General features: G+C 72.6%; 21 protein-coding genes. 9 read left to right on the plus strand and 12 right to left on the minus strand.

All coding sequences use genetic code 11. The annotated features are described in order from the left end of the window. Positions 1–63: 63 nt before the first annotated feature. The 5 genes from AB0O21_RS35055 to AB0O21_RS35075 form a co-directional block, all read right to left on the minus strand. Positions 64–1,446, minus strand: coding sequence for a glycosyltransferase (locus tag AB0O21_RS35055; RefSeq protein WP_365178246.1), 1,383 nt, complete (start codon positions 1,444–1,446; stop codon positions 64–66). A 271-nt stretch (positions 1,447–1,717) separates the two neighbouring features. Next, positions 1,718–3,772 (minus strand): thioredoxin domain-containing protein, encoded by a 2,055-nt coding sequence (locus AB0O21_RS35060; RefSeq protein ID WP_365178248.1) that lies wholly within the window; start codon positions 3,770–3,772, stop codon positions 1,718–1,720. A gap of 47 nt (positions 3,773–3,819) precedes the next feature. Continuing rightward, positions 3,820–4,167, minus strand: a complete 348-nt coding sequence (locus AB0O21_RS35065; protein ID WP_365178251.1) for a hypothetical protein — start codon at positions 4,165–4,167, stop codon at positions 3,820–3,822. Next, the gene (locus AB0O21_RS35070; protein WP_365178254.1) at positions 4,167–5,033 is read right to left on the minus strand and encodes a recombinase family protein; all 867 of its coding nucleotides are present in this window, start codon (positions 5,031–5,033) and stop codon (positions 4,167–4,169) included. Before AB0O21_RS35070 ends, AB0O21_RS35065 begins: the two co-directional genes overlap by 1 nt. Positions 5,034–5,080: 47 nt before the next feature. Further along, a complete protein-coding gene (locus tag AB0O21_RS35075) occupies positions 5,081–5,833 on the minus strand; it encodes a DUF4344 domain-containing metallopeptidase (RefSeq protein ID WP_365178257.1) in 753 nt (250 codons plus the stop codon). Positions 5,834–5,995: 162 nt separating this feature from the next. On the opposite strand from AB0O21_RS35075, the gene AB0O21_RS35080 reads away from it, so the two are divergent. Further along, a complete protein-coding gene (locus AB0O21_RS35080) occupies positions 5,996–9,232 on the plus strand; it encodes a tetratricopeptide repeat protein (RefSeq protein ID WP_365178260.1) in 3,237 nt (1,078 codons plus the stop codon). Between the two features lie 551 nt (positions 9,233–9,783). Here the strand turns inward: AB0O21_RS35080 and AB0O21_RS35085 are convergent. Both AB0O21_RS35085 and mca read right to left on the minus strand, forming a co-directional pair. After that, positions 9,784–10,008, minus strand: a complete 225-nt coding sequence (locus AB0O21_RS35085) for a hypothetical protein (RefSeq protein WP_365178263.1) — start codon at positions 10,006–10,008, stop codon at positions 9,784–9,786. Positions 10,009–10,010: 2 nt separating this feature from the next. Then, entirely contained in the window at positions 10,011–10,892 is an 882-nt protein-coding gene (gene mca, locus AB0O21_RS35090; RefSeq protein ID WP_365178266.1) for a mycothiol conjugate amidase Mca, read from the minus strand. A 109-nt stretch (positions 10,893–11,001) separates the two neighbouring features. Between mca and AB0O21_RS35095 the strand changes: the two genes are divergently transcribed. Both AB0O21_RS35095 and greA read left to right on the plus strand, forming a co-directional pair. Beyond that, positions 11,002–11,409 (plus strand): DUF4307 domain-containing protein, encoded by a 408-nt coding sequence (locus AB0O21_RS35095; RefSeq protein WP_365178268.1) that lies wholly within the window; start codon positions 11,002–11,004, stop codon positions 11,407–11,409. Between the two features lie 209 nt (positions 11,410–11,618). Further along, on the plus strand, positions 11,619–12,116 hold the full coding sequence (greA, locus tag AB0O21_RS35100) for a transcription elongation factor GreA (RefSeq protein ID WP_365178271.1): 498 nt from the start codon (positions 11,619–11,621) through the stop codon (positions 12,114–12,116). 80 nt (positions 12,117–12,196) lie between these two features. Here greA and AB0O21_RS35105 read toward each other — a convergent pair whose 3' ends face one another. The 3 genes from AB0O21_RS35105 to ilvA all read right to left on the minus strand — a co-directional run bounded on the left by AB0O21_RS35105 (position 12,197) and on the right by ilvA (position 15,410). Continuing rightward, positions 12,197–13,054: an ABC transporter permease gene (locus AB0O21_RS35105; RefSeq protein ID WP_365178273.1), complete on the minus strand. Its 858-nt coding sequence runs from the start codon at positions 13,052–13,054 to the stop codon at positions 12,197–12,199. Next, the gene (locus tag AB0O21_RS35110; protein ID WP_365178276.1) at positions 13,051–14,079 is read right to left on the minus strand and encodes an ATP-binding cassette domain-containing protein; all 1,029 of its coding nucleotides are present in this window, start codon (positions 14,077–14,079) and stop codon (positions 13,051–13,053) included. The genes AB0O21_RS35105 and AB0O21_RS35110 overlap by 4 nt, the downstream gene beginning before the upstream one ends. A 98-nt stretch (positions 14,080–14,177) precedes the next feature. Next, positions 14,178–15,410, minus strand: a complete 1,233-nt coding sequence (gene ilvA / locus AB0O21_RS35115) for a threonine ammonia-lyase (RefSeq protein WP_365178279.1) — start codon at positions 15,408–15,410, stop codon at positions 14,178–14,180. A 234-nt stretch (positions 15,411–15,644) separates the two neighbouring features. Here ilvA and AB0O21_RS35120 point away from each other — a divergent pair, with 234 nt between their 5' ends. The 3 genes from AB0O21_RS35120 (at position 15,645) to AB0O21_RS35130 (ending at position 16,930) form a co-directional block, all read left to right on the plus strand. After that, on the plus strand, positions 15,645–16,166 hold the full coding sequence (locus tag AB0O21_RS35120) for a MarR family transcriptional regulator (protein ID WP_365178282.1): 522 nt from the start codon (positions 15,645–15,647) through the stop codon (positions 16,164–16,166). 105 nt (positions 16,167–16,271) lie between these two features. Further along, a complete protein-coding gene (locus tag AB0O21_RS35125) occupies positions 16,272–16,679 on the plus strand; it encodes a sigma factor-like helix-turn-helix DNA-binding protein (RefSeq protein ID WP_365178284.1) in 408 nt (135 codons plus the stop codon). After that, positions 16,676–16,930, plus strand: coding sequence for a hypothetical protein (locus tag AB0O21_RS35130; RefSeq protein WP_365178287.1), 255 nt, complete (start codon positions 16,676–16,678; stop codon positions 16,928–16,930). The genes AB0O21_RS35125 and AB0O21_RS35130 overlap by 4 nt, the downstream gene beginning before the upstream one ends. Before the next feature lie 16 nt (positions 16,931–16,946). Here AB0O21_RS35130 and AB0O21_RS35135 read toward each other — a convergent pair whose 3' ends face one another. Together AB0O21_RS35135 and AB0O21_RS35140 are read right to left on the minus strand one after the other, a co-directional pair. After that, on the minus strand, positions 16,947–17,414 hold the full coding sequence (locus AB0O21_RS35135) for a hypothetical protein (protein ID WP_365178290.1): 468 nt from the start codon (positions 17,412–17,414) through the stop codon (positions 16,947–16,949). Between the two features lie 163 nt (positions 17,415–17,577). After that, positions 17,578–18,735, minus strand: coding sequence for a cystathionine gamma-synthase (locus tag AB0O21_RS35140; RefSeq protein ID WP_365178292.1), 1,158 nt, complete (start codon positions 18,733–18,735; stop codon positions 17,578–17,580). A 76-nt stretch (positions 18,736–18,811) separates the two neighbouring features. Here AB0O21_RS35140 and AB0O21_RS35145 point away from each other — a divergent pair, with 76 nt between their 5' ends. The 3 genes from AB0O21_RS35145 to AB0O21_RS35155 all read left to right on the plus strand — a co-directional run bounded on the left by AB0O21_RS35145 (position 18,812) and on the right by AB0O21_RS35155 (position 22,940). Continuing rightward, positions 18,812–19,921 carry a hypothetical protein gene (locus AB0O21_RS35145; RefSeq protein ID WP_365178295.1) on the plus strand — a complete coding sequence of 370 codons (1,110 nt, stop codon included), beginning with the start codon at positions 18,812–18,814 and terminating at the stop codon, positions 19,919–19,921. A 269-nt stretch (positions 19,922–20,190) separates the two neighbouring features. Then, positions 20,191–21,792 (plus strand): M48 family metallopeptidase, encoded by a 1,602-nt coding sequence (locus AB0O21_RS35150; protein WP_365178298.1) that lies wholly within the window; start codon positions 20,191–20,193, stop codon positions 21,790–21,792. Further along, positions 21,789–22,940, plus strand: a complete 1,152-nt coding sequence (locus AB0O21_RS35155; RefSeq protein WP_365178301.1) for a hypothetical protein — start codon at positions 21,789–21,791, stop codon at positions 22,938–22,940. Before AB0O21_RS35150 ends, AB0O21_RS35155 begins: the two co-directional genes overlap by 4 nt. Positions 22,941–23,010: the final 70 nt, after the last annotated feature.

Genomic DNA, 23,010 nt, shown 5'->3' on the forward strand with positions numbered 1-23,010 from the left:
CGGGGACGGTGGCGGTGGCGGCCGTCGGGGACTGGGTATCAGTGGCCGTGGGCAGGGTGGCGGTCACTGGCGGCTGTCCTCTCGGATCGCGGTGGCGGTGGCAGTGGCTGCGCCGCCGGCGGTGGCGGCGCGCTGGGCGGGAACCGTGGTCGGGGCGTCAGCCGGAGCGGAGACGGCGGCGACGGGGGCGGGAGCGGCGGGGGCCGCGGCTTCCAGGTGGGCGCCGGTGTGGCTGGTCAGCTCCCACTCGTTGCGGCCGCGCTGCTCGCGCCAGACCGCGCGGATCGCCGCGCCCGCGAGCATGACCTGGTAGAACGGGCCGCCGACCACGAGCTTCACGTAGTGGACGAACCGCACCCGCAGCCCGTACTGGCGGCCGAAGTCGTGCAGCCCGACGACCTCGAAGACGAAGGTCACCATCGCCGCGAGCATCGGCATGAAGGTGACGAACGCGATCCCGACCGGCACGTCGAGGAAGAGCGCCACGGCGAAGTTCACCGGGATGATCACCCCGGACGCGGCCTGCAGGAACGGGCTCATCAGCGTGTAGCGGGCCAGCCAGCGCTGGCCGCGGCCCGGCAGCTGCCGCCAGTCCTGCTTGCGGTACACCTGGAGGAAGCCCTGGTTCCAGCGGGTGCGCTGCTTGAGCAGGCTCATCAGCGAGCCCGGCGTCTCCTCGCGGGTCACCATGTCGGAGTCGTACGCGACGACCACCTTCTTGCCGACGGACGACAGCCGCACACCCAGGTCGCAGTCCTCGGCCAGGCAGTTCGGGTCCCAGCCGTCGGCCTCGCGCAGCACGTCGGTGCGCACGAACACGGTGTTGCCGCCGAGCGGGATGAAGCCCTTCTCGGCGTGCAGGTGCAGCCGGGAGCGGAACCAGAAGAAGTACTCCAGGCAGTTGCGCAGGCTGTACCAGCTGGAGTGGAAGTTGATGAGCTGGACCCCGCCCTGGACCACGTCGGCCTCCGTGGAGCGGAAGGCGTGGTCGACGTGGGCGAGCAGCTCGTGGTGGACCTGGTCCTCGGCGTCGAAGACCCCGACGATGTCGCCCCGGCAGTGCGGGAGTGCGGTGTTGAGGGCCTTGGGTTTGTTCTTGACCTCGTGGTGGTCCACGACGACGCGCACCCGGTCGGGCGCGCGGCCCGCGGCGCGTTCGGCGACCGCGGCCGTCTCGGGGTCGTCGTGCCCGACGATCACGATGATCTCGTAGTCGGTGTGGCTCGATTCCAGCAGCCGGTCGATGGTGTGCTCCAGGACCGCCTGCTCGTGGCGGGCCGGGAGCAGCAGGGAGAAGGACAGACGGCCGCCGTCGTCAGGGCGGTTGAAGCGGGTCGAGGCGAGCACTTCGGGGGTGCGCCACGCGTGCATCTGCCACCAGAGCGTGAACGCCGCTATCCCGAAAAGTGCAAGCGAAATGACCGAAATGAACACAGAGGTATACACAGCGTCCCCCCAAGGCATGCCGCAACCCCAATGCGGCGATCATCAAACCCGGAGGCGAACAGCGGGCCCCCCGGCCCGCCGCTACCGCCTCCGCATCCCCCACACGCGCACCCCCCAGTGCGCGGTTCCCGGTGACCTTCCGGCCACACTCGGGTGACCGCTCGAAGACACGAGATTAGACAGTGAACATGACACCCAGGTGCTGTATCGATAAATACCCGGTTTCCGAACTATCCTACAGCCAAGCGGAATTGACGCTACTCCCGTCCCATCAGGGACGAACCGTACCCAACTGCTCGCCCAGCTCGACCGGATCCGTCGTAGGCCGCGCGCAGACGAAGTGTCGGCACACATACGCCGTCGGAAGGTCGTGCACGAGAGTGCGCTCGGCCAGAAGGGGGAACTCACCCCCGCTGCCGTCCGCCGCCCGCGGCAGCCCGACCGCGACCACGGCCCCGGGAGCCGTCCCCAGCAACGCGGTCCGGTGCAGCAACTCCCGTGCCGGATCGTCCGGATGCCCGACGACCGCGACCTCGCGCGGCCCGTCCAGCAGCGCCTCGGCGACCGCCAGCCCGTGCCCGATGAACCGCGGGGCCCGTGGCCCGAGCGCGTGCACGACCCCGAGCGCCCGCTCGGCCGCCGTACGGTGGGCCTCCGACCCGGTGTGGGCGGCGTACGAGAGCAACGCGCCGGCGGCGGCGGTCCAGCCGGACGGAGCCGCGGTGTCGGTGGGGTCCTGCGGCCTGCGGATCAGCTGCTCGGCGTCGTGCGCGGTGTCGTACAGAGACCCGTCCTCGGCGGTGAACCGGTCCAGTACGAGGTCCACGAGGAAGCCGGCGAATTCCAGCCACACGCCCTCGCCGGTCACGGACGCCAGCGCCAGGAACCCGTCGGCGACATCGCCGTAGTCCTCCAGCACCCCCGCATTCGCCCCGACGCCCCCGTCCTTGCTCGTCCGCGCCAGCCGCGCCTTCCCGTCCATGTGCACCCGCACCAGCAGATCGGCGGCCTCGGTGGCCCGCTCGACGAGGTCGGGCCGCTCGAAGTACGCCCCGCACTCGGCGAGGGCCGCGATGGCCAGCCCGTTCCAGGCCGCGACGACCTTGTCGTCCCGCCCGGGCGCGGGCCGCAGCCCGCGCGCGGCGAGCAGCCTGCGCTTGATGTCGGCAATCCGGTCGGCGTCCGCCGCCGGCCCGTCCTGGGGCAGCTGCAGCACGGACTTCCCGTGCTCGAAGGTCCCCTCCTCGGTCACCCCGAAGTACGCGACGGCCAGGTTCCCGTCCTCCTCCCCCAGCACCTCGCGCAGCTGGGCGGGGGTCCAGGCGTAGTAGGCCCCCTCGACGTGCTCGCCGCTGTCCGGGTCCTCGCTGTCGGCGTCGAGCGCGGAGGCGAACCCGCCCTGGTCGGTGCGCAGCTCCCGGACCATGAAGTCGGCGGTCTCCAGGGCGATCCGGCGGGCCAGGTCCGATCCGGTGGCCCGCCACAGATGCGCATAGACCCGGCAGAGCAGCGCGTTGTCGTAGAGCATCTTCTCGAAGTGCGGCACGACCCACTCCCGGTCCACGGAGTACCGCGCGAACCCGCCGCCGAGCTGGTCGTAGATCCCGCCCCGGGCCATGGCCTCGCACGTGTCGGCGGCCATCTGCAGCGCCCCCTCGGACCCGGTGCGCGCGTGGTGCCGCAGCAGGAACTCCAGCACCATGGACGGCGGGAACTTCGGCGCCCCGCCGAACCCGCCGCGCGCGGCGTCGTACTCCCGCGTCAGCCCGAGCAGCGCCTGCGCGAGCTCCTCGGCCCCGGGGGTCCCGGCCTTCCCGTAGTCCAGCTGCCGCCCGGCCAGGTCCCGCACGATCTTCTGCGCGACCTCGTCCACCTCCTCGCGCCGCCCCACCCACGCGGTGCGCACACCTTCGAGGACCTGCATGAAGGAGGGCATGCCGTGGCGGGGCTCGGGCGGGAAGTAGGTCCCGAAGTAGAAGGGCTCGGCGTCGGGGGTGAGGAACACGGTCATGGGCCACCCGCCCTGCCCGGTGGCGGCCTGGACGGCCTCCATGTAGACGGCGTCGACGTCGGGGCGCTCTTCGCGGTCGACCTTGACGTTGACGAAGTGCTCGTTGAGATACGCGGCCGTTAGTTCATCCTTAAAGCTTTCAGCTTCGAAAACATGGCACCAATGGCAGCTCGAATAGCCGACGCTCAGATGCACTGGCACGCCCCGCTCCCGCGCCTCGGCAAAGGCCTCGGGCGACCACGGCCACCAGTCGACAGGGTTGTCGGCGTGCTGAAGCAGGTACGGCGAGGTCTCGTTCGCGAGGCGGTTCGGCATGTATCCATCCTGCCGCACCGCCCAGCGTGCGGCTCATGACCGGGCCATCAGGCCGCAGGCGCGACGGCCTTGATGCGATCAGCCCATTTCCACACCGGGACTACTCTGGAGTAGTCCCAGGTGCCGCAGCCCTTCCGCCCAGGTTTGATCACGAGGTGGGTGAAGACGGAGGCGATCACCTTTCGCTTCTCCTCAAATCCCATCTCGCCCGACTGCCATCGCAACCGAATCGTCTCCGGCAGCCGGACCCGCCCCTGTCCGACACCGGGGAACAGCAGCCGCTCGATGGCCTCCTCCACGAGTGGACCGCTGATGGCACACCGCCCGCAGCCGCGACCCGAGACGCACATGTAGTTGTACGGGCTCCTCCGGCTGGCGGTCTTGCCGCCGCCCATCAGCTGATCGCACCTGTCGCCGCCCGCAAGCTCTGCCCCGCAGCGCAAGAATCCGCTGGCGAGATACTTCGGGCCTGCCATACCCCGACCAACGGCATCCCCGTGTCCGGATCAACCATCAACTCCCCCCGGTTGGCGCGGAAGCCGCACACCCTCGGCGCGGTGATGATCTGCGTGATCGTCTGGGGATTCGGTCGACCTCCGCGCGTTCCCGTGACTCCCAGCGCGACCCACTCCCGTGCCACCTGCCCCATGGAGCCACCGGCAATGCGGTGCTCGATCGCCTTGCGAACGAGCTCCGACTCCACCGGGTGCAGGGTCTGCCTGTCCCCCAACCACCCGAACGGCCTCGGCCCGCTATGCGGCAGTCCGTCCATGGCCCGCGACCAGTGCCAATCCTGGACCCGGCGGCTGCGCATCCCCCTCTCGGCGACAGCGCCCTGGAGGCATGCGGCTCCCTGTAGAAGTCCGGCCTTGCTGTACGGATCCCGCAGACCACCCCGGTCCACGTACACGCGGCCCGGCGCGGAGGTGAGCGCGGCCATGAACCGGATGAAGTCCTCCGGCCTCCGGTAGAGGCGGTCGTCCGCGACGGCGACGACGCCGCGCAGCGGGCCGGCGGTGAAGGCGTGACCTCGGTGCAGGTCGGCGAGAAGGTGCTCGAAGGCCGGGCGCTCCCGGTTGTCTTTCGTGGCGCTGCACGCGTTGTCCGTGTAAGTGGCGACGACTACGCAGCCGTGCTCGCGCGCAGTGCGTTCGTTGATGCGGTGCTGGTTGCGTACGCCGCGCCCATCGCCTTGCGATGAGTCCTGCGACGTGCGGGCGTACGAGGCCACAGGCATCCGGTCAATGAAGCGCTCCCCCATCGAGAGTTGTTGCGATGTTCGCTACAACTGACGAACGGACATTCGGGTTACGCCCTGAGCAGGCGCGCCAAATTGTTCAGCCACCCGTCGCGGGTCGCGGCCCAGTCGGCGGCGCAGTGGGCGCGGGACGGGGTGGCCAGGTCCGGGTGGCGGGACGGGGCTGCGCCGTAGGTCGCGCAGCGGTGGGATTCGGCGCGGGTGGCGGGTGGGGCGTGTTCGTCGGTGGGGTCGGGGGTGGGATCGGCCGCGGCTTCGAGGTCGTAGGCGCGGGCCGCGGTCAGGAGGGTGGCCTCGCCTTCCGGGCGGCCGGTGCGCAGGAGCATCAGCCGGGCGAAGGCGTCGGCGGCGTCCTCTTCGGCGCGGTCTCCCGCGTCGGGGAGGTTCAGGGCGTCCCGGAGGGCGTGGCCGGCCTCGTGGTGGAGGATCTCGCGGACGAGCTCGGCGACGTCCTCGTCCGCGTTCCGGGACCCGGCGCGCTCGAACGCCTCGCGCTGCTCGGCGAGATCGTCGTAGCAGAGCTCGATGCGGTGCTGGTCCGCGAAGTAGGCGCTGCCTTCGCCGGCGCAGGAGAGGGCGACGACGGTGACCCGGTGCGGGAGGGCGAGGTAGGCGTTGAGGTCGGCGGCGACTTCCTCGGGGATTTTCCGGTCCTGCAGGAAGCGGGCCTCGGCCAGGTCGGCGAACTCCGAGTACATGTAGCTGACCGCGAACCCCGGTGCGGGGGGATCGCCGGCGCATCCGGTCAGCACAAGGAGCAGCGCCGCCGCGGTTGCTGCCCATCGGCCGTTTCGTGCCGTCACCGGTGCCCCCCTTCCCCCGACGCGTCCGAGTAACGAACGATGGGTGCACGGAGGTTCCGAGAATGGTCAACTCCCTCTGATCTAGCTCAGATTCCCTCGCGCTCCCGACCGTACCGACGGACACTTGTGGCACGTTGCCGGAGCTCTCTGAGGGGGATGCCGATGCGGGACAGCCATCGCGGTGAGGCCGAGCGGCTGTTGGTGCGGGCCGTGGAGGAGGAGGTCCGGCGGCTGGGTGCGGGTGCGCCGGCCGTCGACCAGGCGGCCCTGCTGGCGCGCGGCAAGGAGGCGCTGGACGCGCTCGCCGCGAGTGCGGCACCGGAGTACGAGGCGTACGTGCGGGCCCTGGACGAGGCGGCGGCCGGGGACGAGTCGCTCGGGGCGGCCTTCCGACGGGGGAACACCTCAACGGCCGTGGTGGTGACGGCGGTTGCGGCCGCGACGGCGGTCGGGGCGGATATCGCGCTCGGGGTCGCGGCCGGTACCGCGCTGACCGCGGGGGCCGTCGTCGGCATCGCCGGGGCCGTGGCGACGGTGGCGAAGGCGACCGCCCTGCACCTGCCGGCCGCGAACCGGCGGGCCGGTGAGCTGGGGCGGCCGGGCGGGCCGGAGCAGCTCAGGCTGCAGTGGCTGTCGGCGCTGGAGGTGCGCGGGATCCGGCCCTTCCTGGAACAGCAGCGCAAGGTCGCGGCGGCGGCCCGGGCGCCGCGGCCCGTGACGGCCCGGCCCGTGCCGCAGCTGCGCGGCACGGACCGCAGCGCGGAGGCGCGGCGGCGCAGTGCGCTGGAGCAGTCGTTCGGGCAACTCCCGCAGCCGTCGGGGGTGTTCGCGGGCCGGCGGGCGGAGTTGACGCGGATCGCGCAGTGGGTGCAGGCGGCCCGGGCCAGTACGGAGACGCGGCCGGTGGTCGTGGTGCTGCACGGCGAGCCGGGCGTGGGCCGTACGGCGCTGGCGCTGCGGGCGGCGCACGGGCTGCGGGACCAGTTCAAGGGCGCGTGCGTGGTGGACCTGCGGGGCGGGTCGCCCGGGGCGGAGGCGCCGCTGTCGACGCGGGAGGCGCTGCTGCACCTGCTGAACCGGCTGGGCGCTCCCCGTGAGCAGCTGCTGTTCCGCGAGGGGGCTTCGGCGGAGCAGCAGGTGCGGCGCCTCGGCGAGCTGTACCACCACCATCTGCAGGGGCTTCCGGTGACGGTGGTCCTCGATGACGCGGTGGACGCGGCGCAGGTGCGGATGCTGGTGCCGGAGCGGTCCGAGAGCCTGGTGCTGGTGACGGCGCGGGAGCCGCTGGAGCTGCCCGCGGACCTGGCGGCCTGGGTGTACCAGCTGCCGGTGGAGCGGCTGGGCCGGGCGGATGCGGCGGAGCTGGTGCGGGCCGCCGGGGCGGAGGAGGGGGCGCCGGGGCGGGAGGCCGGTCCGGATGCGGTCGCGGCCGCCGTGGAGGCGAGCGGCGGGCTTCCCCTCGCGCTGCGGATGCTGGCCCCGCCGGCCCGTGCGGGCGTGGTCGCCGAGGCCGGGGGCGGGCACCCGGTGGAGGCCGCGCTGCGGGCGGCCGACGCGGGGCTCGCCGAGCCGGCCCGGCAGCTCCTGCGGCGGCTGCCCTTGGCCGGGCGGGCGTCGCTCGGCGGTGCGGCGGCGGCCGCGCTGGCCGACGTACCGGAGCAGGCGGCGCTGCGGATGCTGGAGGAGCTGTGGGAGGCGGGGCTGATCGAGCGGGTGCGCGGTCAGCGGTTCCGGATGCACGACGCGGTGCGGGCGTTCGCGGCGGCGCGGCTCGCGGCGGACGAGGACCGGGAGCGGGCGGTGGCGGCGCACGAGCGGCTGATCCGCGTGTACGCGCAGCTCGCGGACTCGGTGATCCGGATGGTCGACGGGAAGATGTCCACGCGCGCCAATCAGTTCGGGGTGCACGGGTTCACGTCGCTCGACGCGGCGCTGCGCTGGCTGGACGACGAGTCGAGCTTCATCACGGCGGCGCTGCGGCACACCGAGGGCGTCGACCAGCAGGCGGTGCTCGATCTGCTGGGCGCGCTGTGCGACTTCTGCCTGCTGCGCGGGGACCTGTACCGGCTGGGTGAGATCGACGAGCTGACGCAGGCGGTCGCGGCGGGCCCCTCGGGGGACGCCGCCGGGCGGCAGGGCCGGCTGGTGCGCTCGGTGCAGTGGCGTACGGGTATCGCGGCCCGGCAGCTGGGCGAGCTGGACAAGGCGCGCACCACGCTGACGTCGGTGGTGGACCAGTACATGGAGGCGCACCAGGAGGCGGGGGCGGCGATGGCCCTGGTCTCGCTCGGCATCACCCTGCACCACCAGGGGAACCTGCCGGAGGCCGCGGCCCGTATCCGCGAGGCGCTGGTGCTGCAGGAGCCGGCGGAGCTGGCGGGCGACCGGGCGTGGGGCCTGCATGCGCTGGCGGCCGTCGAACGGGACCTGGGCCGGCTGTCGGAGGCGGCGGCGCTGCTGGAGCGGTCCCTGGCCCTGCACCGGGAGAGCGAGAGCGTGCACGGCGAGGCGTGGGCGCACTTCCAGCTGGGCCAGGTGCACCTGCGGTACGGGGATGTGGAGCGGGCGGAGTCGGAGCTGCGCCTGGCCCTGGACCTGTACGGGCGCACCCGCGACGACCGCGGTGAGGCCTGGGCGCTGACCCAGCTGGGCCGGGCCCGGCTGGTGGACGGGGATCCGGGGGCGGCGCTGGAGCGGCTGCGGGAGGCCCTCGCCCGGCACCGGGAGGCGGAGGACGCGCGCGGGGAGGCGTGGACGCTGTACCACCTCGGGCACGCGCTGGAGGAGGCCGGGGAGCGTGATCAGGCGGTGCGGGAGCTGGAGCGGGCCCGCACGATGTTCTCGCGGATGCGGGACGTGTACGGGCTGGCGCACGCCCGCCACCATTCGGGGCGGGTGACGCGCGACCAGCGAGCGGCGCAGACGGGCAACCTGCGCAACTCCGGGTTCGCCCGGCAGCTGCTGGTGGACGCGCAGGCGGATTTCCGGCGGATCGGGCTGGCCCACGGCGAGGCGTGGACCTGCCTGGAGCTGGCGGTGGTGGACGCGGGCAACGCCCGGGTGGCGCAGGCGCTGGGCCAGTGCGAGGAGGCGGTCCGGCTGTTCATCTCGTACGGGGACCGGCGCGGGGAGGACTGGGCGCGCTTCCTGCGCTGCACGATGCTGCCGTACGCGGTGCCGTCCGCGCCGGAGGAGGCGCGGGCGGAGCTGGCCCGGCTGGTCGCGGCGCCGCATCCGGCGCGGGACGGGCGGCTGGAGGACTGCCTGGAGACGTACGGGGTGATCCTGGGCCGCGGCGTGGATCCGGCGGAGGGCTGGCAGGCGTGGGGGCTGGGGCTGGTCCCGAGCCTCCAGGCGCGGGAGGTCATGGGGGTACCGGGGCCGGCGGGGCCGGCGTAGGCGGGGCGTTGCGTTGCGGCTGCGGGCCGCTGCGCGGGGCGGAGGCCGCTGCGCGTGGCGCGGGCCGCTGCGCGTGGCGGGGGCGGGCCATCTCCCCCTCGGCCTCCCGGGCGCGATCGGCGGCTGCCCAGCCGCCCCCGGCTGCGGGTCCGGGGTGACGGTCGGCCGCGACCGAGCCGGTACGGCCGGACAAAACCCGGCCTCACCGCCGTTTGAGGCGCGGGGCGGTCCGGGGCGGAGCCCCGGGCTTTCCGGCCCCGCCCGGGCCTTCCAGCCCGTCCGGCGTTTGAGGGCGGGGGTACCCCCGGACGGAGTCTGGGGGAGGGTCCGGGCGGAGCCCGGTTTCGGGAAGGGGCGGGGTGGGGGAAGGCCCCGCGCAGCGGCCCCACCCGCCGCGCCCCGAGGGGCAAGGGCCGCCGGGGTCGGGTGTGCGCCGGGGCACCTCCTCGGGCTCCGAACGTTTCCAGGGGTCGGAGGGCCGAGGAGGGCCCAGTTCGGAGCCCTGCGGGGGCGCCCCACCGCACACCCGACCCCGGCGGGGCGGCGGCGGCCTACGGGGCCCGGGGGCCTTCCGCGGTCGCGGAATCCGGCTCCGGGGCCTCCTCGAAGTTCACCCTGCCCATGTGCCGGTTCATCGACTTCATCAGGGCCCACACGCCGACGGCGAGGGCCGCGAACACGATGAAGCCCAGGATTCCGGGGGTCACCTTGTTCTTGTCGAAGGTGTCGGCCGCCAGGGGGAGGAACTGGGTGATTGCTGCCTGCGTAGCGCTCATGTCTACGCATTCTCCCGGATGCCGGCGAAGAGGTCGGACTCGGGGAGGGAAGTGTCCACGAGCGACTTCGCCAGCTCGTACTCCTCCGTCGGCCAGACCTCCTTCTGGACGTCCATGGGCACGCGGAACCAGCCGCCGTCCGGGTCGATCTGCGTGGCGTGGGCGATGAGCGCCTTGTCACGGATCTCGAAGAAGTCGGCGCACGGCACGTGGGTGGTCAGGGTCCGCTCCTTGCGCTCGAACTCCTTCCACCGCTCCAGCCACTCCCCGTAGGGCGACTCCATGCCGCGGGAGAGCAGCGCCTCGTGCAGGGCGACGGTGCGCGGCTTGTTGAAGCCCTGGTTGTAGTAGAGCTTCTGCGGCTGGTACGCCGGGCCGAACTCGGCCTCCGGGTACTTCTGGGTGTCGGCCGCGCCGTCGAAGGCCACCATGGAGATCTTGTGGGTCATGATGTGGTCGGGGTGCGGGTAGCCGCCGTTCTCGTCGTACGTGGTGACGACGTGCGGCTTGAACGCGCGGATCTTCTTCACGAGCTCGCCGGCGGCCTCGTCGACGTCCGCGAGGGCGAAGCAGCCGTCGGGCAGCGGCGGCAGCGGGTCGCCCTCGGGGAGCCCGGAGTCCACGTACCCGAGCCACTCCTGCTCGATGCCGAGGATCTCGCGGGCCTCGTCCATCTCCTTGGCGCGGACCTCGTGGATGTTCTCCTCGATGTACTTGTCACCCTGGAGCTTGGGGTTCAGGACGGAGCCGCGCTCGCCGCCGGTGCAGGTGACGACCAGCACCGGGATCCCCTCGGACACGTACTTGGCCATGGTGGCCGCGCCCTTGCTCGACTCGTCGTCGGGGTGGGCGTGGACGGCCATCAGTCGAAGCTGCTCGGTCAAGACAGGATCCTCTGTGTTTCGGCGCGACGGTCGACTCTTATAGTGACCGAACCGGGGGGCGGAAAATTCCGGCGGGTGCCTCACCCTTCCCCAGCGAGAGGAAACGATCATGAGTGCGGTGCGCGAGGAGCTGCCCGAGGGCCGGTACGGCCGGTCGGCGGACGAGCGTGCGGACCGGAAGCTCAAGATCGTCGGTACGGTGCTGGGCGTCGTGCTGCTGGGCGTGATCGGCTGGATCGGCTGGGGTTACATGGCCGGCCGGAGCGTCAGCGCCGAGGTGATCAAGTTCCAGGTGGTCTCCGACACCGAGGTGAAGGTGCACCTGGAGGTGCGCAAGGAGGCCTCGGCCACCGGGGTGTGCACGCTGACCTCGCAGGACAAGGAGCACGGCGAGGTCGGCCGGGCCGACTTCACCTTCGCGCAGTCCCAGACGCGGGTGGACGAGGTCGTGTCGCTGAAGACCACCGGGCGGGCCGCCGTGATCGAGCTGGTCGGCTGCCAGCCGGCCGCTTCCTGAGCTGACGGGACCGTCGGCCGGTCCGTCGGATTCGTCACTCTGACCCGTCCGCCACGCCCGGGTGGGTCATCCTGGGAGGGCAGGAGCCGTAGCCTCCGGGGCGCCAAGGACCCGCTTGGGTCCTCCCCCTTTTCTTCCCGAATTGTTAGGCTCGTGGTTTCGCCCGCCGCTGGCGGCTATGTAGTCCCCTGTACCGACGAGGAGCACCCGTGACCCAGACGAGCGAGAGCGTCACCTGGCTGACCCAGGCGGCGTACGACCAGCTGAAGGCAGAGCTGGACTACCTCTCTGGTCCCGCACGCACGGAGATCGCCACGAAGATCGCAGCCGCCCGCGAGGAGGGCGACCTGCGCGAGAACGGCGGTTACCACGCGGCCAAGGAGGAGCAGGGCAAGCAGGAACTGCGCGTGCGCCAGCTCACGCAGCTCCTGGAGAACGCCAAGGTCGGGACGGCGCCCGCGTCCGACGGCGTGGTGGCCCCCGGCACCCTCGTCAAGATCGCCTTCGACGGCGACGAGGACGACACCATGGAGTTCTTGCTGGCCTCGCGCGAGTACGCGTCCGCGGACTTCGAGACGTACTCCCCGCAGTCCCCGCTGGGCAGCGGTGTCATGGGCAAGGCGATCGGTGAGGACGCCGAGTACGAGCTGCCGAACGGCAAGAAGGCCTCGGTCAAGATCCTTGACGTCAAGCCCTTCACCGGCTGATCACCCACCCTGTTCGCAAGCGCCGATGCCCGGCCGGAGTGCTCCGGCCGGGCATCGGCGTTCCCACGGGTACTACGGGCCTACGCGGTCGCCGAGCGGTACTTGCGGACCGCCAGGGTGCGGAAAACCGTGATGATCAGCAGCGACCAGAGGATCGAGGCGATCACCGGGTTCTGCATCGGCCAGGCCGCCGGGGCCTCGTAGCCCGGCGGGAGGTTGCCGAAGAGCTCCCGGCAGGCCTGGACGGTGGCGCTGAAGGGGTTCCACTCCGCGATGTGCCGCAGGAAGGTCGGCATGTTGTCGGAGGGCACGAAGGCGTTCGAGATGAACGTCAGCGGGAAGAGCCAGATCAGCCCGCCCGAGGTGGCCGCCTCCGGGGTGCGCACCGACAGCCCGATCAGGGCGCCGATCCAGGAGAAGGCGTAGCCGAGCAGGAGCAGCAGGGCGAAGCCGGCGAGCACCTCTCCGAAGCTGGTGTGGGTGCGCCAGCCGACGATCAGCGCGACCACGGCCAGGACGACCAGCGTGAGCGTGGTCTGGACGAGGTCGGCGAGGGTGCGGCCGGTCAGGACCGCGCCGCGGGCCATGGGCAGGGAGCGGAAGCGGTCGATGAGGCCCTTGTGCATGTCGTCCGCGATGCCCGCTCCCGCGCCGGCGGTGGCGAAGGTGACGGTCTGCGCGAAGATGCCCGCCATCAGGAACTCGCGGTAGGCCTCGGGTGAGGTGTTGCCGCCGACGCTGATCGAGCCGCCGAAGACGTAGCTGAACAGCACGACGAACATGACCGGCTGGATCACGCCGAAGATGATCATCTCCGGTATCCGGGACATCCGGATCAGGTTCCGCTTGGCGATGACCAGGGAGTCGTTGACGCCTTGGACGATGCCGCCGCGCGGGCGCGGTGCGGCCAGGTCCGAGGTCGGGGAGGTGAGGGTCACTTCGCCGTCTCCTTCAGTGCCGCCGCCGCGCGGCCCTTGGCCTCGGCTCCGGCCGCTTCGCCCTCGCCGTTCTCCTCCGCCTCGCGTTCGGCGGCGTGGCCGGTCAGGGATATGAACACGTCGTCGAGGGTGGGGCGGCGCAGGCCGATGTCGTCGATCTCGATGCCCCGGGCGTCCAGTTCCCGGATGACCTCGGCGAGCAGCTTGGCGCCGCCGGAGACGGGCACGGTCAGCTGGCGGGTGTGCTCCTCGACCGTGGTCTCGCCCTTGCCGAAGCCGGCGAGGACCTCGCGGGCGGTGGTGATGTGCTCGCGTTCGTGGACGACGACCTCCACGCGCTCGCCGCCGGTACGGGCCTTGAGCTGGTCGGAGGTGCCGCGGGCGATGACCTTGCCGTGGTCGACCACGCAGATGTCGTGCGCGAGGTGGTCGGCCTCCTCCAGGTACTGGGTGGTGAGCAGCAGGGTGGTGCCGCCCGCGACCAGTTCCTTGATGATCGCCCACAGCCGCTGGCGGTTGCGGGGGTCGAGGCCGGTGGTCGGCTCGTCCATGAACATCACGGGCGGGCTGACGACGAGGGCGGCGGCGAGGTCGAGGCGCCTGCGCATGCCGCCGGAGTACGTCTTGGCGGGGCGGTCGGCCGCGTCGGCGAGGTGGAAGCGTTCGAGCAGCTCGTCGGCCCGGGTCTTCGCCGCCTTGGCCTTCATCTGGTAGAGCCGGCCGACCATTTGGAGGTTCTCGCGGCCGGTGAGGTATTCGTCGACGGCGGCGAACTGGCCGGAGAGGCCGATGGCCTGGCGGACCTCGTTGGGGTGTTTGAGTACGTCGATCCCGGCGACGACGGCCTTGCCGCTGTCGGGCCGGAGGAGGGTGGTCAGGACGCGTACGGTCGTGGTCTTGCCCGCGCCGTTCGGGCCGAGCAGACCCAGGACGGTGCCTTCGGGAACATCGAGGTCCACGCCGTCCAGAGCCCGTACATCACCGAAGGTCTTGACGAGGCCTTCGGCGTAGATGGCGCCTGGCATACGAATTCTCCCAGTGCGAGTGGGGCCAGCAGAATCGGTGCATTCGGATCATATGGGTGCCGGGCATGCCTCGCTCGGCCGAACAGGGGATCTCCCGCTCAGCTCATCACCTTGTAACCGGCGCTGTGCAGCGAGCGCGCGACCTCCGCGCAGTGCTCCGGGCCCTTCGTCTCCAGGTGCAGCTCCACCTCCACCTCCGTGAGGCCCAGCCGCGGGTCGGTCCGCACGTGGCTCACGTCCAACACGTTCGCATCCACCACTGACAACACCCCCAGGAGCCCGGCCAGGGCCCCCGGCCGGTCGGCCACGCGCAGCCGCAGCGACAGGTACCGGCCCGCCGCGGCCATGCCGTGCCGCAGGATCCGCTGGAGCAGCAGCGGGTCGACGTTCCCGCCGGACAGTACGGCCACCACCGGCCCGCCTCCGTACAGTTCCGGCTCGCTCAGCAGCGCGGCCACCGGGCTGCACCCGGCCGGCTCGACCACCAGCTTCGCCCGCTCCAGGCAGAGCAGCAGGGCGCTGGAGAGCGCGTCCTCGGAGACCGTACGCACGTCGTCGAGGAGCTCGCCAATGATTTTGAAGGGGACGTCGCCGGGGCGGCCCACCTTGATGCCGTCCGCCATCGTCGTCGGGTTGTCGATGGACACCGGGTGCCCCACCAGCAGCGAGGGCGGGTAGGCGGCCGCGCCCGCCGCCTGCACGCCGATCACCTTCACATCGGGCCGCAGCGCCTTCACCGCCACCGCGACGCCCGCCGCGAGACCGCCGCCGCCGATGCCCACGAGGATCGTCCGCACCTCCGGGCACTGCTCCAGGATCTCCAGACCCACCGTGCCCTGGCCCGCGATGATGTCGCGGTGGTCGAAGGGGTGGATGAACACCGCCCCCGTGCGGTCCGCGTAGTCCTGGGCGGCCGCGAGGGTCTCGTCGACCACCTGCCCGTGCATGCGCACCTCGGCGCCGTACTCCTGGGTCGCGGCCACCTTGGGCAGCGGCGCCCCGACCGGCATGAACACCGTGGAGCGCACCCCGAGCAGGGAGGAGGCCAGCGCCACGCCCTGCGCGTGGTTGCCCGCGCTGGCCGCCACCACACCGGCGGCCCGCTGCTCGGGGCGCAGGCCCGCGATGCGCACGTACGCGCCGCGCAGCTTGAAGGAGCCGGTGCGCTGGAGGTTCTCGCACTTGAAGTGCACCGGGGAGCCCGTGAGGGAGGAGAGGTACCGGCTGCCCTCCATCGGGGTCACCCGGGAGACACCGGACAGCATCTTCTGGGCTCCGCGGATGTCGTCGAGGATGACCTGCGGGACGGGCTGGGGCACGCGGTAGTTCATGCCGCCAGTCTCGCCGGTCCGCGACGCGGTGCGCGACGCGGACACGGGCATGCCGGGCGCGGGCGTGCCGGGCGGGGGGCGCGCGGGCGGGCGAAATCCGGCCATCCCGGGACGGGCCCGGGCCCTCGTTCCGCACCGGCCGTATCAGTTGTCAAACGGGGCGTACGAGCCGCCGCACGGCCGCGTACTCTGTCCCCCATCCTTGTCGGACCCACGCGAAACGAGCCCACGGCCATGCCTTCCACCCCGGCCAATTCCGACCTGCCCGCGGCGCCGGACGCGCCCGTCGGAGCGGGTCTCCTCGACGCGCTCCAGCACCAGGTCGCCGTCTTCGCGCGCCGCGCCGAGCAGACCCGCCTGGGCGGCGTCGGCCAGGCCCGCAACTCCATGGACCGGGCCGCGTACCTGCTGCTGAACCGGCTCGACCTGGAGGGCCCGATGGGCGTCAAGGCGCTCGCCGGGGGCATGGGCATCGACTCCTCCACGGTCACCCGGCAGGTCGCGCCGCTCGTCGACAGCGGTCTGGTCAAGCGGACTTCGCACCCCGAGGACGGTCGGGCCGTGGTCCTCGCGCTGTCCCCGCGGGGGTTGACCCGGCTGGAGGAGGTCCGTTCCTCGCGGCGCGAGCTGATGGCGCGGGTGACGGAGGAGTGGACCGAGGAGGAGCGCGAGTCCTTCACGGCGCTGCTGACGCGCTTCAACCTGTCGCTGTCGGAGCTGATGGCGGCGGTGGCCGACGCCGGCCCGGCCTCCTGATCGGGCACGGCATCCGGCACGGCACCCGCCACGGCATCCGGCACGGCATCCGGCGGCGTCAGACCCCTTGACCCGGACGGTCCCGCTGCCCGCACTATGTGAACCATGCGGGCGGTGGAGCAACGCTTGGGCCCCTACGCGGAGTTCGAGGCCTTCGTCGCGGGCGCGGCGGGGCGGCTCCTGCACGTCGCCACCCTGCTGACCGGCGAACCGGAGGCGGCCCGCCGGCTGCTGGCGGGCGCGCTGGCCCGGACGTACGCGAACTGGCAGCGCGTGCGCGCGGACGACCCGTACGACTTCACCCGCCAGGAACTGTGCGGCGCGTTCGCCCGTACCGGCTGGCGCCACCACCGGGGCAGCGGGCCGCTGGCCCGGCTGAGCCCGCTGGAGCGGCTCGTGGTCGTCCTGCGGATCTACGAAGGGGTCGCGGAGGAAGTCACGGCGGCGCAGCTGGGCCTGCCCGCCGAACGGGTCCGCGTCCTGTGCAACCGGGCCGTGGCAGCGCTGCGGTGAGCGGGCCCACCGACCGCAAGGAAGCCCGGGTGCGGCGCCTGATGGAGGGCCCGTACCCGGTGGTCCCGCCGGGCCTCGCGGCCGGCGCGGCGGCCCGCGGCGACCGCCTGCTGCGGCGCCGGCGGGCCCTGCGGCGGCTCGGCTGGACGCTGCTCTTCGCGGCGGCGGTGGCCTTCACGGTCTGGGCCGCCCTGACCCGCCCGTGGGCCACCCCGCCGAGCGGCATCTCCCCGCCCCTGGAGGGCTGGTAGCCCCCGGGGCGTGCGGCTACTCCACGGCGACCGCGACCTGCAGCGCGGCCGGGGTCTTGGTGACCATCACGTTGACCTTCCCCTTGACGGCGGACGCGACACCGGCCACGGCGCCGTCCACCTCGTACCCGGCGGACTTGAGGGCGGCGGTGTAGGCGGCGAGCGCGGAGGCCGGGTCGGCGGGGCTGTAGGTGAGGACGTAGGCGCCGGTGGTGCCGGTGACCGAGGTCAGCTCGCCCTGCGGCAGCGGGAGGTCGGCCGGGAGGTCCGAGGGCTTCTGCTTGCCGTTGACGACGACGCTCGGTGTGGCGCCGGGGGCGGGGGCGGAACTCGTGCTGCCGCCCGCTGCGGGGCTGCTCGCGGGCGCGGACGACGGAGCCGGCTTGTCCTTCGACGTGTCGATGGTCGACTGCGAGCAGGCGGTGAGGCCGGATCCGGCGATGACCAGGGTGGCGAGCACACGTGCGGCGTGCTTCTGGAGCATGGGGCAGCCAATCTCGTGAAGGCGTGAACTGTCTGTGAGCCAAGTGAGATTGACATACGGAAACCGCCTGCCATGAGCGATTTCCGGACCTTTATCGCCGGACGGGGCCGCAGCCCGGAAACTGCGGCCCCGTCACCCGCGAAACGGTCGGCTTCCCCGGGTACTAGCCCAGCGCCTGGGTCAGGTCCGCCACGAGGTCGTCCGCGTTCTCGATGCCCACCGACAGGCGGACCAGGTCCGCCGGCACCTCGAGCGCCGAGCCGGCCACCGAGGCGTGCGTCATGCGGCCCGGGTGCTCGATGAGGGACTCGACGCCGCCCAGGGACTCCCCGAGGGTGAACAGCTTCGCGCGGTTGCAGACCTCGACCGCCGCCGCTTCCCCGCCCAGCACGCAGAAGGACACCATGCCGCCGAAGTTGCGCATCTGCTTGGCCGCCACCTCGTGCCCGGCGTGGTCCGGCAGGCCCGGGTAGAGGACCTTGTGCACCTTCGGGTGGCGGGTCAGCAGCTCGACGACCTTCGCCGCGTTCTCCGCGTGCCGGTCCATCCGCACGGCCAGCGTCTTGATGCCGCGCAGCACGATCCAGGAGTCGAAGGGCCCGGCCACCGCGCCCATCGCGTTCTGGTGGTAGGCGAGTTCCTCGCCCAGCGCCGCGTCCGCCGTGACCAGCGCGCCGCCGACGACGTCCGAGTGCCCGCCCATGTACTTCGTCAGCGAGTGCACGACCACGTCCGCGCCGAGCGCGAGCGGCTGCTGGAGGTAGGGGGAGGCGAAGGTGTTGTCCACGACCAGCTTGGCGCCGGCCGTCCGCGCGATGTCGGCGACGACGGCGATGTCGGTGATGCCGAGCAGCGGGTTGGAGGGGGTCTCGACCCAGATGACCTTGGTCTTCGGGGTGAGGGCGGCCCGTACGGACTCGGCGTCGGAGGTGTCGGCCACCGACCACTCCACGCCCCAGCGGGAGACGACCTTCGCGAAGAGGCGGAACGTGCCGCCGTACGCGTCGTTCGGGATGACCACGTGGTCGCCCGGGGAGAGCAGCGTGCGCAGCAGGCAGTCCTCGGCGGCGAGTCCGGACGCGAAGGCGAGGCCGCGCCGGCCTCCCTCCAGTGCCGCGAGGTTCTCCTCCAGCGCGGTGCGGGTCGGGTTGGCGCTGCGGCTGTACTCGTAGCCGCCGCGCAGTCCGCCGACACCGTCCTGCTTGTACGTGGAGACCTGGTAGATCGGGGGTACGACCGCGCCGGTCAGCGGGTCCGCCGTGTTGCCCGCGTGGATCGCGCGGGTCTCGAAGCTCTGGTGCTCGTGGCTGTCGTCGCTCATGGTCCGATGCTATGCCCAGCCCCGCTCCCGGCCCCCCTATTGGCAGTCGGCCCCCCCGGTCTGGTTCGCTTGAGGCATGGAGATTGTGTGGTTCCTGTTCCTGATCGCCTGGCTGGCGCTGATCATCGCCGTGTTCGTACGGCGCAAGCGCGGCGGTGGCCTGCGCTTGGTCTCACCGGGCAGCCCTGACGCGGCCGACCCGGCGGACTACGGATTCGACCGGCAAGAGGACCTCGACATCCGGATCCCGGGGCCCGACCAGGACCTGATGGACGCCCTCGACAACGTGCAGCGCACCGGCCAGTGGCAGGCCGCGTCCCAGCTGCTCGCCGGGACCCCGGCCGACGGCGAGCAGCGCTGGCAGCGCGTGCAGGCCTTCGGCGGGGCCGCGGCGCTGGAGCTCGTACAGCAGCCGGGCGCGGGCGCGCAGTGGCTGAAGGCCTGGCGGCTGGAGGCGGAGAAGGACGCGGGCGGGGCGCAGGTGCACGCGGAGCTGCTGGTGCAGCAGGCGTGGCGGGCCTCGGGCGGCGTCGGTTCCGACGACCACCGGATCATCCTGGAGGAGGCCCGCGAGGCCTGCCGCAGGGCCGCGCTGCTCGCGCCGGGGGACCCGGTCCCGTACATCACGGAGCTGGCGGTCGCGCGCGGTCTGGCGTACCCGGAGGCGGAGTTCGACGCGCTGTGGGCGAAGGTCATCGACCGGGCGCCGGCGCACATGGGCGCGCACCTGGCGGCGCTGCACTACTGGTGCGAGAAGTGGCACGGCTCGCGGGAGAAGGCGGACGCCTTCGCGCACGCGGCGGCGGCGCGCGCCCCGCAGGGCTCGCTGCTGGCGGCGCTGCCGCTGTTCTCGGTGTACGAGAACCTGCCGGACGTGGTCCTGACCGGCGGTTTCTACCAGAGCGCGGTGGTGACGCGGGCGGTGGAGGGCGCGATGTACACGGTGCACACGGCGCGGCCGGACGACCCGATGCTGGCGCACGTACGGCACCTGCTGCTGTCGTTCCTGGTGAACATGGAGCGCTGGGCGGAGGCGATGGAGCAGGTACGGCACGTGGACGGCTACGTGGGCGCCCTCCCGTGGTCGGCCTCGCCGGACCCGGCGGCGCACTACGCGGTCTTCCGCGCCCTGGCGGTGGCGGGCTACGAGGCGAACGGCGGCTCCCCGGCAACGCTTCCCCGCTAGTCCCGAAGCCGCGCCCGCCGGGGCCGGGTGTGCGGCGGGGTGCACCCGCAGGGCTCCGAACTGGGCCACCCTCGGCCCACCGACCCGTGGAAACCTTCGGAGCCCGAGGAGACGCCCCGCCCCGCGCCCGTCCCCGGCGCACCCCCCGCCCGCCGGGGCCCACCGCACTGGCCAGCGGAAACGCCGCGTCGATAAAGTTGCCGTAAGCGACCCCGGGGCCTCATGATGCGGATCCGCACCGCACTTCATCCCGGGGGGGATCTGTCCATATGGGCGCTTCTTTGCGCGCTCTGCGCGCCCTCGTCCTGCTCGCAGGGTTCTATCTGCTCGGCGTCGTCCTGCTCGCCGTCCTGGCCGGCATCGACTACGCCGCCATCGCGAGCGGCCTGAACGGCGCCGTCGCCGGCAAGCTCGTCATCGTCTCCGTCGTCCTCGCGATCCCGATCGTGCGCGGCCTGTTCATGCTGCGCACCCCCAAGGGCGAACCCCCGGCCGGCATCGCCGTCACCGAGGCCGGGGAGCCCGCGCTGTGGGATGCCGTGCGCGACGTCGCCCGGCAGGTCGGCACCCGCGCCCCCGACGAGATCGTGCTGATCGACGAGGTGAACGCCGCCGTCAGCGAGGACGCCCGGCTGCTGGGCCTGCTGTCCGGCACCCGCCGCCTCTACCTCGGCCTGCCCCTGATGACCGGCCTGGACGAGATGCAGCTGCGCGCCGTGCTCGCCCACGAGATGGGCCACTACGCGAACCTCGACACCCGCCTCACGCCGCTGATCGCGCGCGGCCGCGCCCAGCTGATCCGTACGATCGGCCACTTCCACGACCGCGCCGACAGCAAGGTCGCCAAGGAGCGGGCCAAGCAGGAGAAGGCCGCCGAGAAGCGGATCGCCAAGGGCAAGAAGGCCAAGGAGGTCGACACCTCGGGCGAGGGCGCGATGTACCGCGGCATGGCGAAGATCTACACGGCGTACGGCAAGCTCTACATGCGCGCCACCCTCTCCTCCGCCCGCCGCCAGGAGCTCGCCGCCGACCTCGCCTCGGTGCGGGTCGCCGGCCGCGACTCCGCCGCGTCCGCGCTGCGCGAGCTCAACGCGCTCGACTCGGCACACGACTTCTACATGCGCTCGTACGCCACCCTCGGCGTCGGCGCCGGCCTGCTGCCCCGCCCCGGCGAGGTCTTCGGCGGCCTGCGCCGGCTCCTCGACGCCCGTTCGGCCGAGCTGGAGGACCTGCGCCGGGAGCTGTCCACCGAGCCCACCTCCCCGTACGACTCCCACCCCGCGCTCGCCGAACGCGTGGCCCGCATCGAGGCGCTGCCCGACGACGGCCGCGCCGGGCAGGCCGCCCGCCCGGCGCTGGAGCTGCTGTCGGACGCGTACGGGGCGCTCGCGGCGCTGGAGCAGGTCGTCCTGACCCCGCAGGCGCTCGCGTTCGACCGGCTGGACTGGGAGGAGCTGGTCCACGCGTCGATGAGCCTGTACGTCGGCCAGGGCGCGGAGGAGATCCGGGAGGCGCTCACGGCGGAGGGCGCGGGCCCGGACCTGGGTGCGCTCCTCGACGCGGTCGACGCCGACCCGGCCGTCCGCTGGCGGATCGCCGACCGCTTCCCGAAGTCCGAGCAGGCGGCCGCCGCGACGGGCCGCGCGGCCCGCGAGTTCGCCCGCCCGGCGCTGCGGCGGGCCGTCAACCAGCTGGTGACCGTGGAGCTGACGGCCCGCGGCGCCGCCCGCTGGGAGCTGTCCTGGTCGGACTCGGCGCAGCTGCGCTACCGGTCCGAGGACTTCGAGGCCCAGCTGGCCCTGGCCCTGGACTCGGCAGTCTCGGACCAGCCCGATACCGAACCCCTGCGAAAGCTGGTGCTTGCCCCGTGACCGTCCTCATCGTGCTCGGCTGCGTCCTGCTCGGCGTCGCATGCTGGGTCCTGCGGGGTGTGTACCTCATCCGCAAGGCCAAGCGCCTGGAAGCCGAGATCGGCAGCCTGAACGCGCAGACCGAGGCCATCGAGTCCGAGCAGGAGGCCGACGAGGAGGCCGCGAGGGCGGCACGGGCCGTCGCGCTGGGCTTCGTACCGGAATCCGAGCTCGACCGGGACAACCCTGCGCCCGTCCCCCCGGAGCGGACCGCTGCCCTGGAGGCGGTCCGGTCGGGTGACTGGGAGGCGGGAGCGGCCTACGTCGAGGCGGCCGGCACGGACTGGCAGGAGCGCATGGAGCGCGTCCGCCCACTGGCCGAGGCGGCCGCCGAGGACGACGCGTGGCTGCTGGCCTGGCGTGCGGCCCGGCCCTCGGACCCGACGGCGGCCCTGGTCAACGCCGACACTTCCGTGCAGGTGGCCTGGAACGTACGCGGCTCCCAGTGGGCCAGCCACACCACGCAGGAGCAGTTCCGGCTCTTCCACCAGCTGCTGGCCAAGGCCCAGGCGGACGCCCACGAGGCCCAGCGCCTCGCCGACCCGGCGGACCCCACCCCGTACATCGCGGAGCAGGCCATCGGATTCGGCCTGGGCTACTCGCACGAGCGCTACCGGGAGCTGTGGGCGCAGATCGTCGACCGCGACCCGAAGGTGCTGTGGGCGCACGTCACCGGCCTGCAGTACTGGTGCCGGAAGTGGTGCGGCTCGCACGAGCTGGCGCTCGCCTTCGCACGGGAGTCGGCGGCGGCGGGCAAGCCCGGTGACCTGCTGTCGCTGCTGCCGCTGATCGCGTACTTCGAGCAGTTCACGAAGGAGGACGACCTCTCCGTGGACACGTACTTCAAGGAGCCGGAGATCGTCGCCGCGGTGGACGCGGCGCTCGTGGACCTGGCCGCGGCCGGCAACGAGCACCCCGGGACGCCGCTGATGCGGCACATGCTGGCGTACCTGCTGTTCTGGCAGGACCGCGACGCCGAGGCGGTCGAACAGTTCCGGCACATCGACGGGCACATCGGGGCCCTGCCGTGGTCCTACTCGGGACCGGGCCGCTACCTGTACGCCCGCAACTTCGCGGTGAGCCTGGTCGCACCGGCCTCCGACGCGTAAGACCTCCGCAAGGGGCGGGCCGGGAATCCCGGCCCGCCCCGGTCCGTTGAGGGGGTACCGAAGGAGGCGC

The sequence above is a fragment of the Streptomyces sp. NPDC091371 genome (assembly GCF_040684275.1).
GTDB lineage: Bacteria > Actinomycetota > Actinomycetes > Streptomycetales > Streptomycetaceae > Streptomyces.

What these genes read in the sequence shown, in the direction of transcription:
- AB0O21_RS35060 (WP_365178248.1), bottom strand. Translation starts at nt 3,772, where the DNA reads ATGCCGAACCGCCTCGCGAACGAGACCTCGCCGTACCTGCTTCAGCAC.
- AB0O21_RS35065 (WP_365178251.1), bottom strand. Translation starts at nt 4,167, where the DNA reads ATGGGCGGCGGCAAGACCGCCAGCCGGAGGAGCCCGTACAACTACATG.
- AB0O21_RS35070 (WP_365178254.1), bottom strand. Translation starts at nt 5,033, where the DNA reads ATGGGGGAGCGCTTCATTGACCGGATGCCTGTGGCCTCGTACGCCCGC.
- AB0O21_RS35080 (WP_365178260.1), top strand. Translation starts at nt 5,996, where the DNA reads ATGCGGGACAGCCATCGCGGTGAGGCCGAGCGGCTGTTGGTGCGGGCC.
- AB0O21_RS35085 (WP_365178263.1), bottom strand. Translation starts at nt 10,008, where the DNA reads ATGAGCGCTACGCAGGCAGCAATCACCCAGTTCCTCCCCCTGGCGGCC.
- AB0O21_RS35095 (WP_365178268.1), top strand. Translation starts at nt 11,002, where the DNA reads ATGAGTGCGGTGCGCGAGGAGCTGCCCGAGGGCCGGTACGGCCGGTCG.
- AB0O21_RS35110 (WP_365178276.1), bottom strand. Translation starts at nt 14,079, where the DNA reads ATGCCAGGCGCCATCTACGCCGAAGGCCTCGTCAAGACCTTCGGTGAT.
- ilvA (WP_365178279.1), bottom strand. Translation starts at nt 15,410, where the DNA reads ATGAACTACCGCGTGCCCCAGCCCGTCCCGCAGGTCATCCTCGACGAC.
- AB0O21_RS35120 (WP_365178282.1), top strand. Translation starts at nt 15,645, where the DNA reads ATGCCTTCCACCCCGGCCAATTCCGACCTGCCCGCGGCGCCGGACGCG.
- AB0O21_RS35125 (WP_365178284.1), top strand. Translation starts at nt 16,272, where the DNA reads ATGCGGGCGGTGGAGCAACGCTTGGGCCCCTACGCGGAGTTCGAGGCC.
- AB0O21_RS35135 (WP_365178290.1), bottom strand. Translation starts at nt 17,414, where the DNA reads ATGCTCCAGAAGCACGCCGCACGTGTGCTCGCCACCCTGGTCATCGCC.
- AB0O21_RS35140 (WP_365178292.1), bottom strand. Translation starts at nt 18,735, where the DNA reads ATGAGCGACGACAGCCACGAGCACCAGAGCTTCGAGACCCGCGCGATC.
- AB0O21_RS35145 (WP_365178295.1), top strand. Translation starts at nt 18,812, where the DNA reads ATGGAGATTGTGTGGTTCCTGTTCCTGATCGCCTGGCTGGCGCTGATC.
- AB0O21_RS35150 (WP_365178298.1), top strand. Translation starts at nt 20,191, where the DNA reads ATGGGCGCTTCTTTGCGCGCTCTGCGCGCCCTCGTCCTGCTCGCAGGG.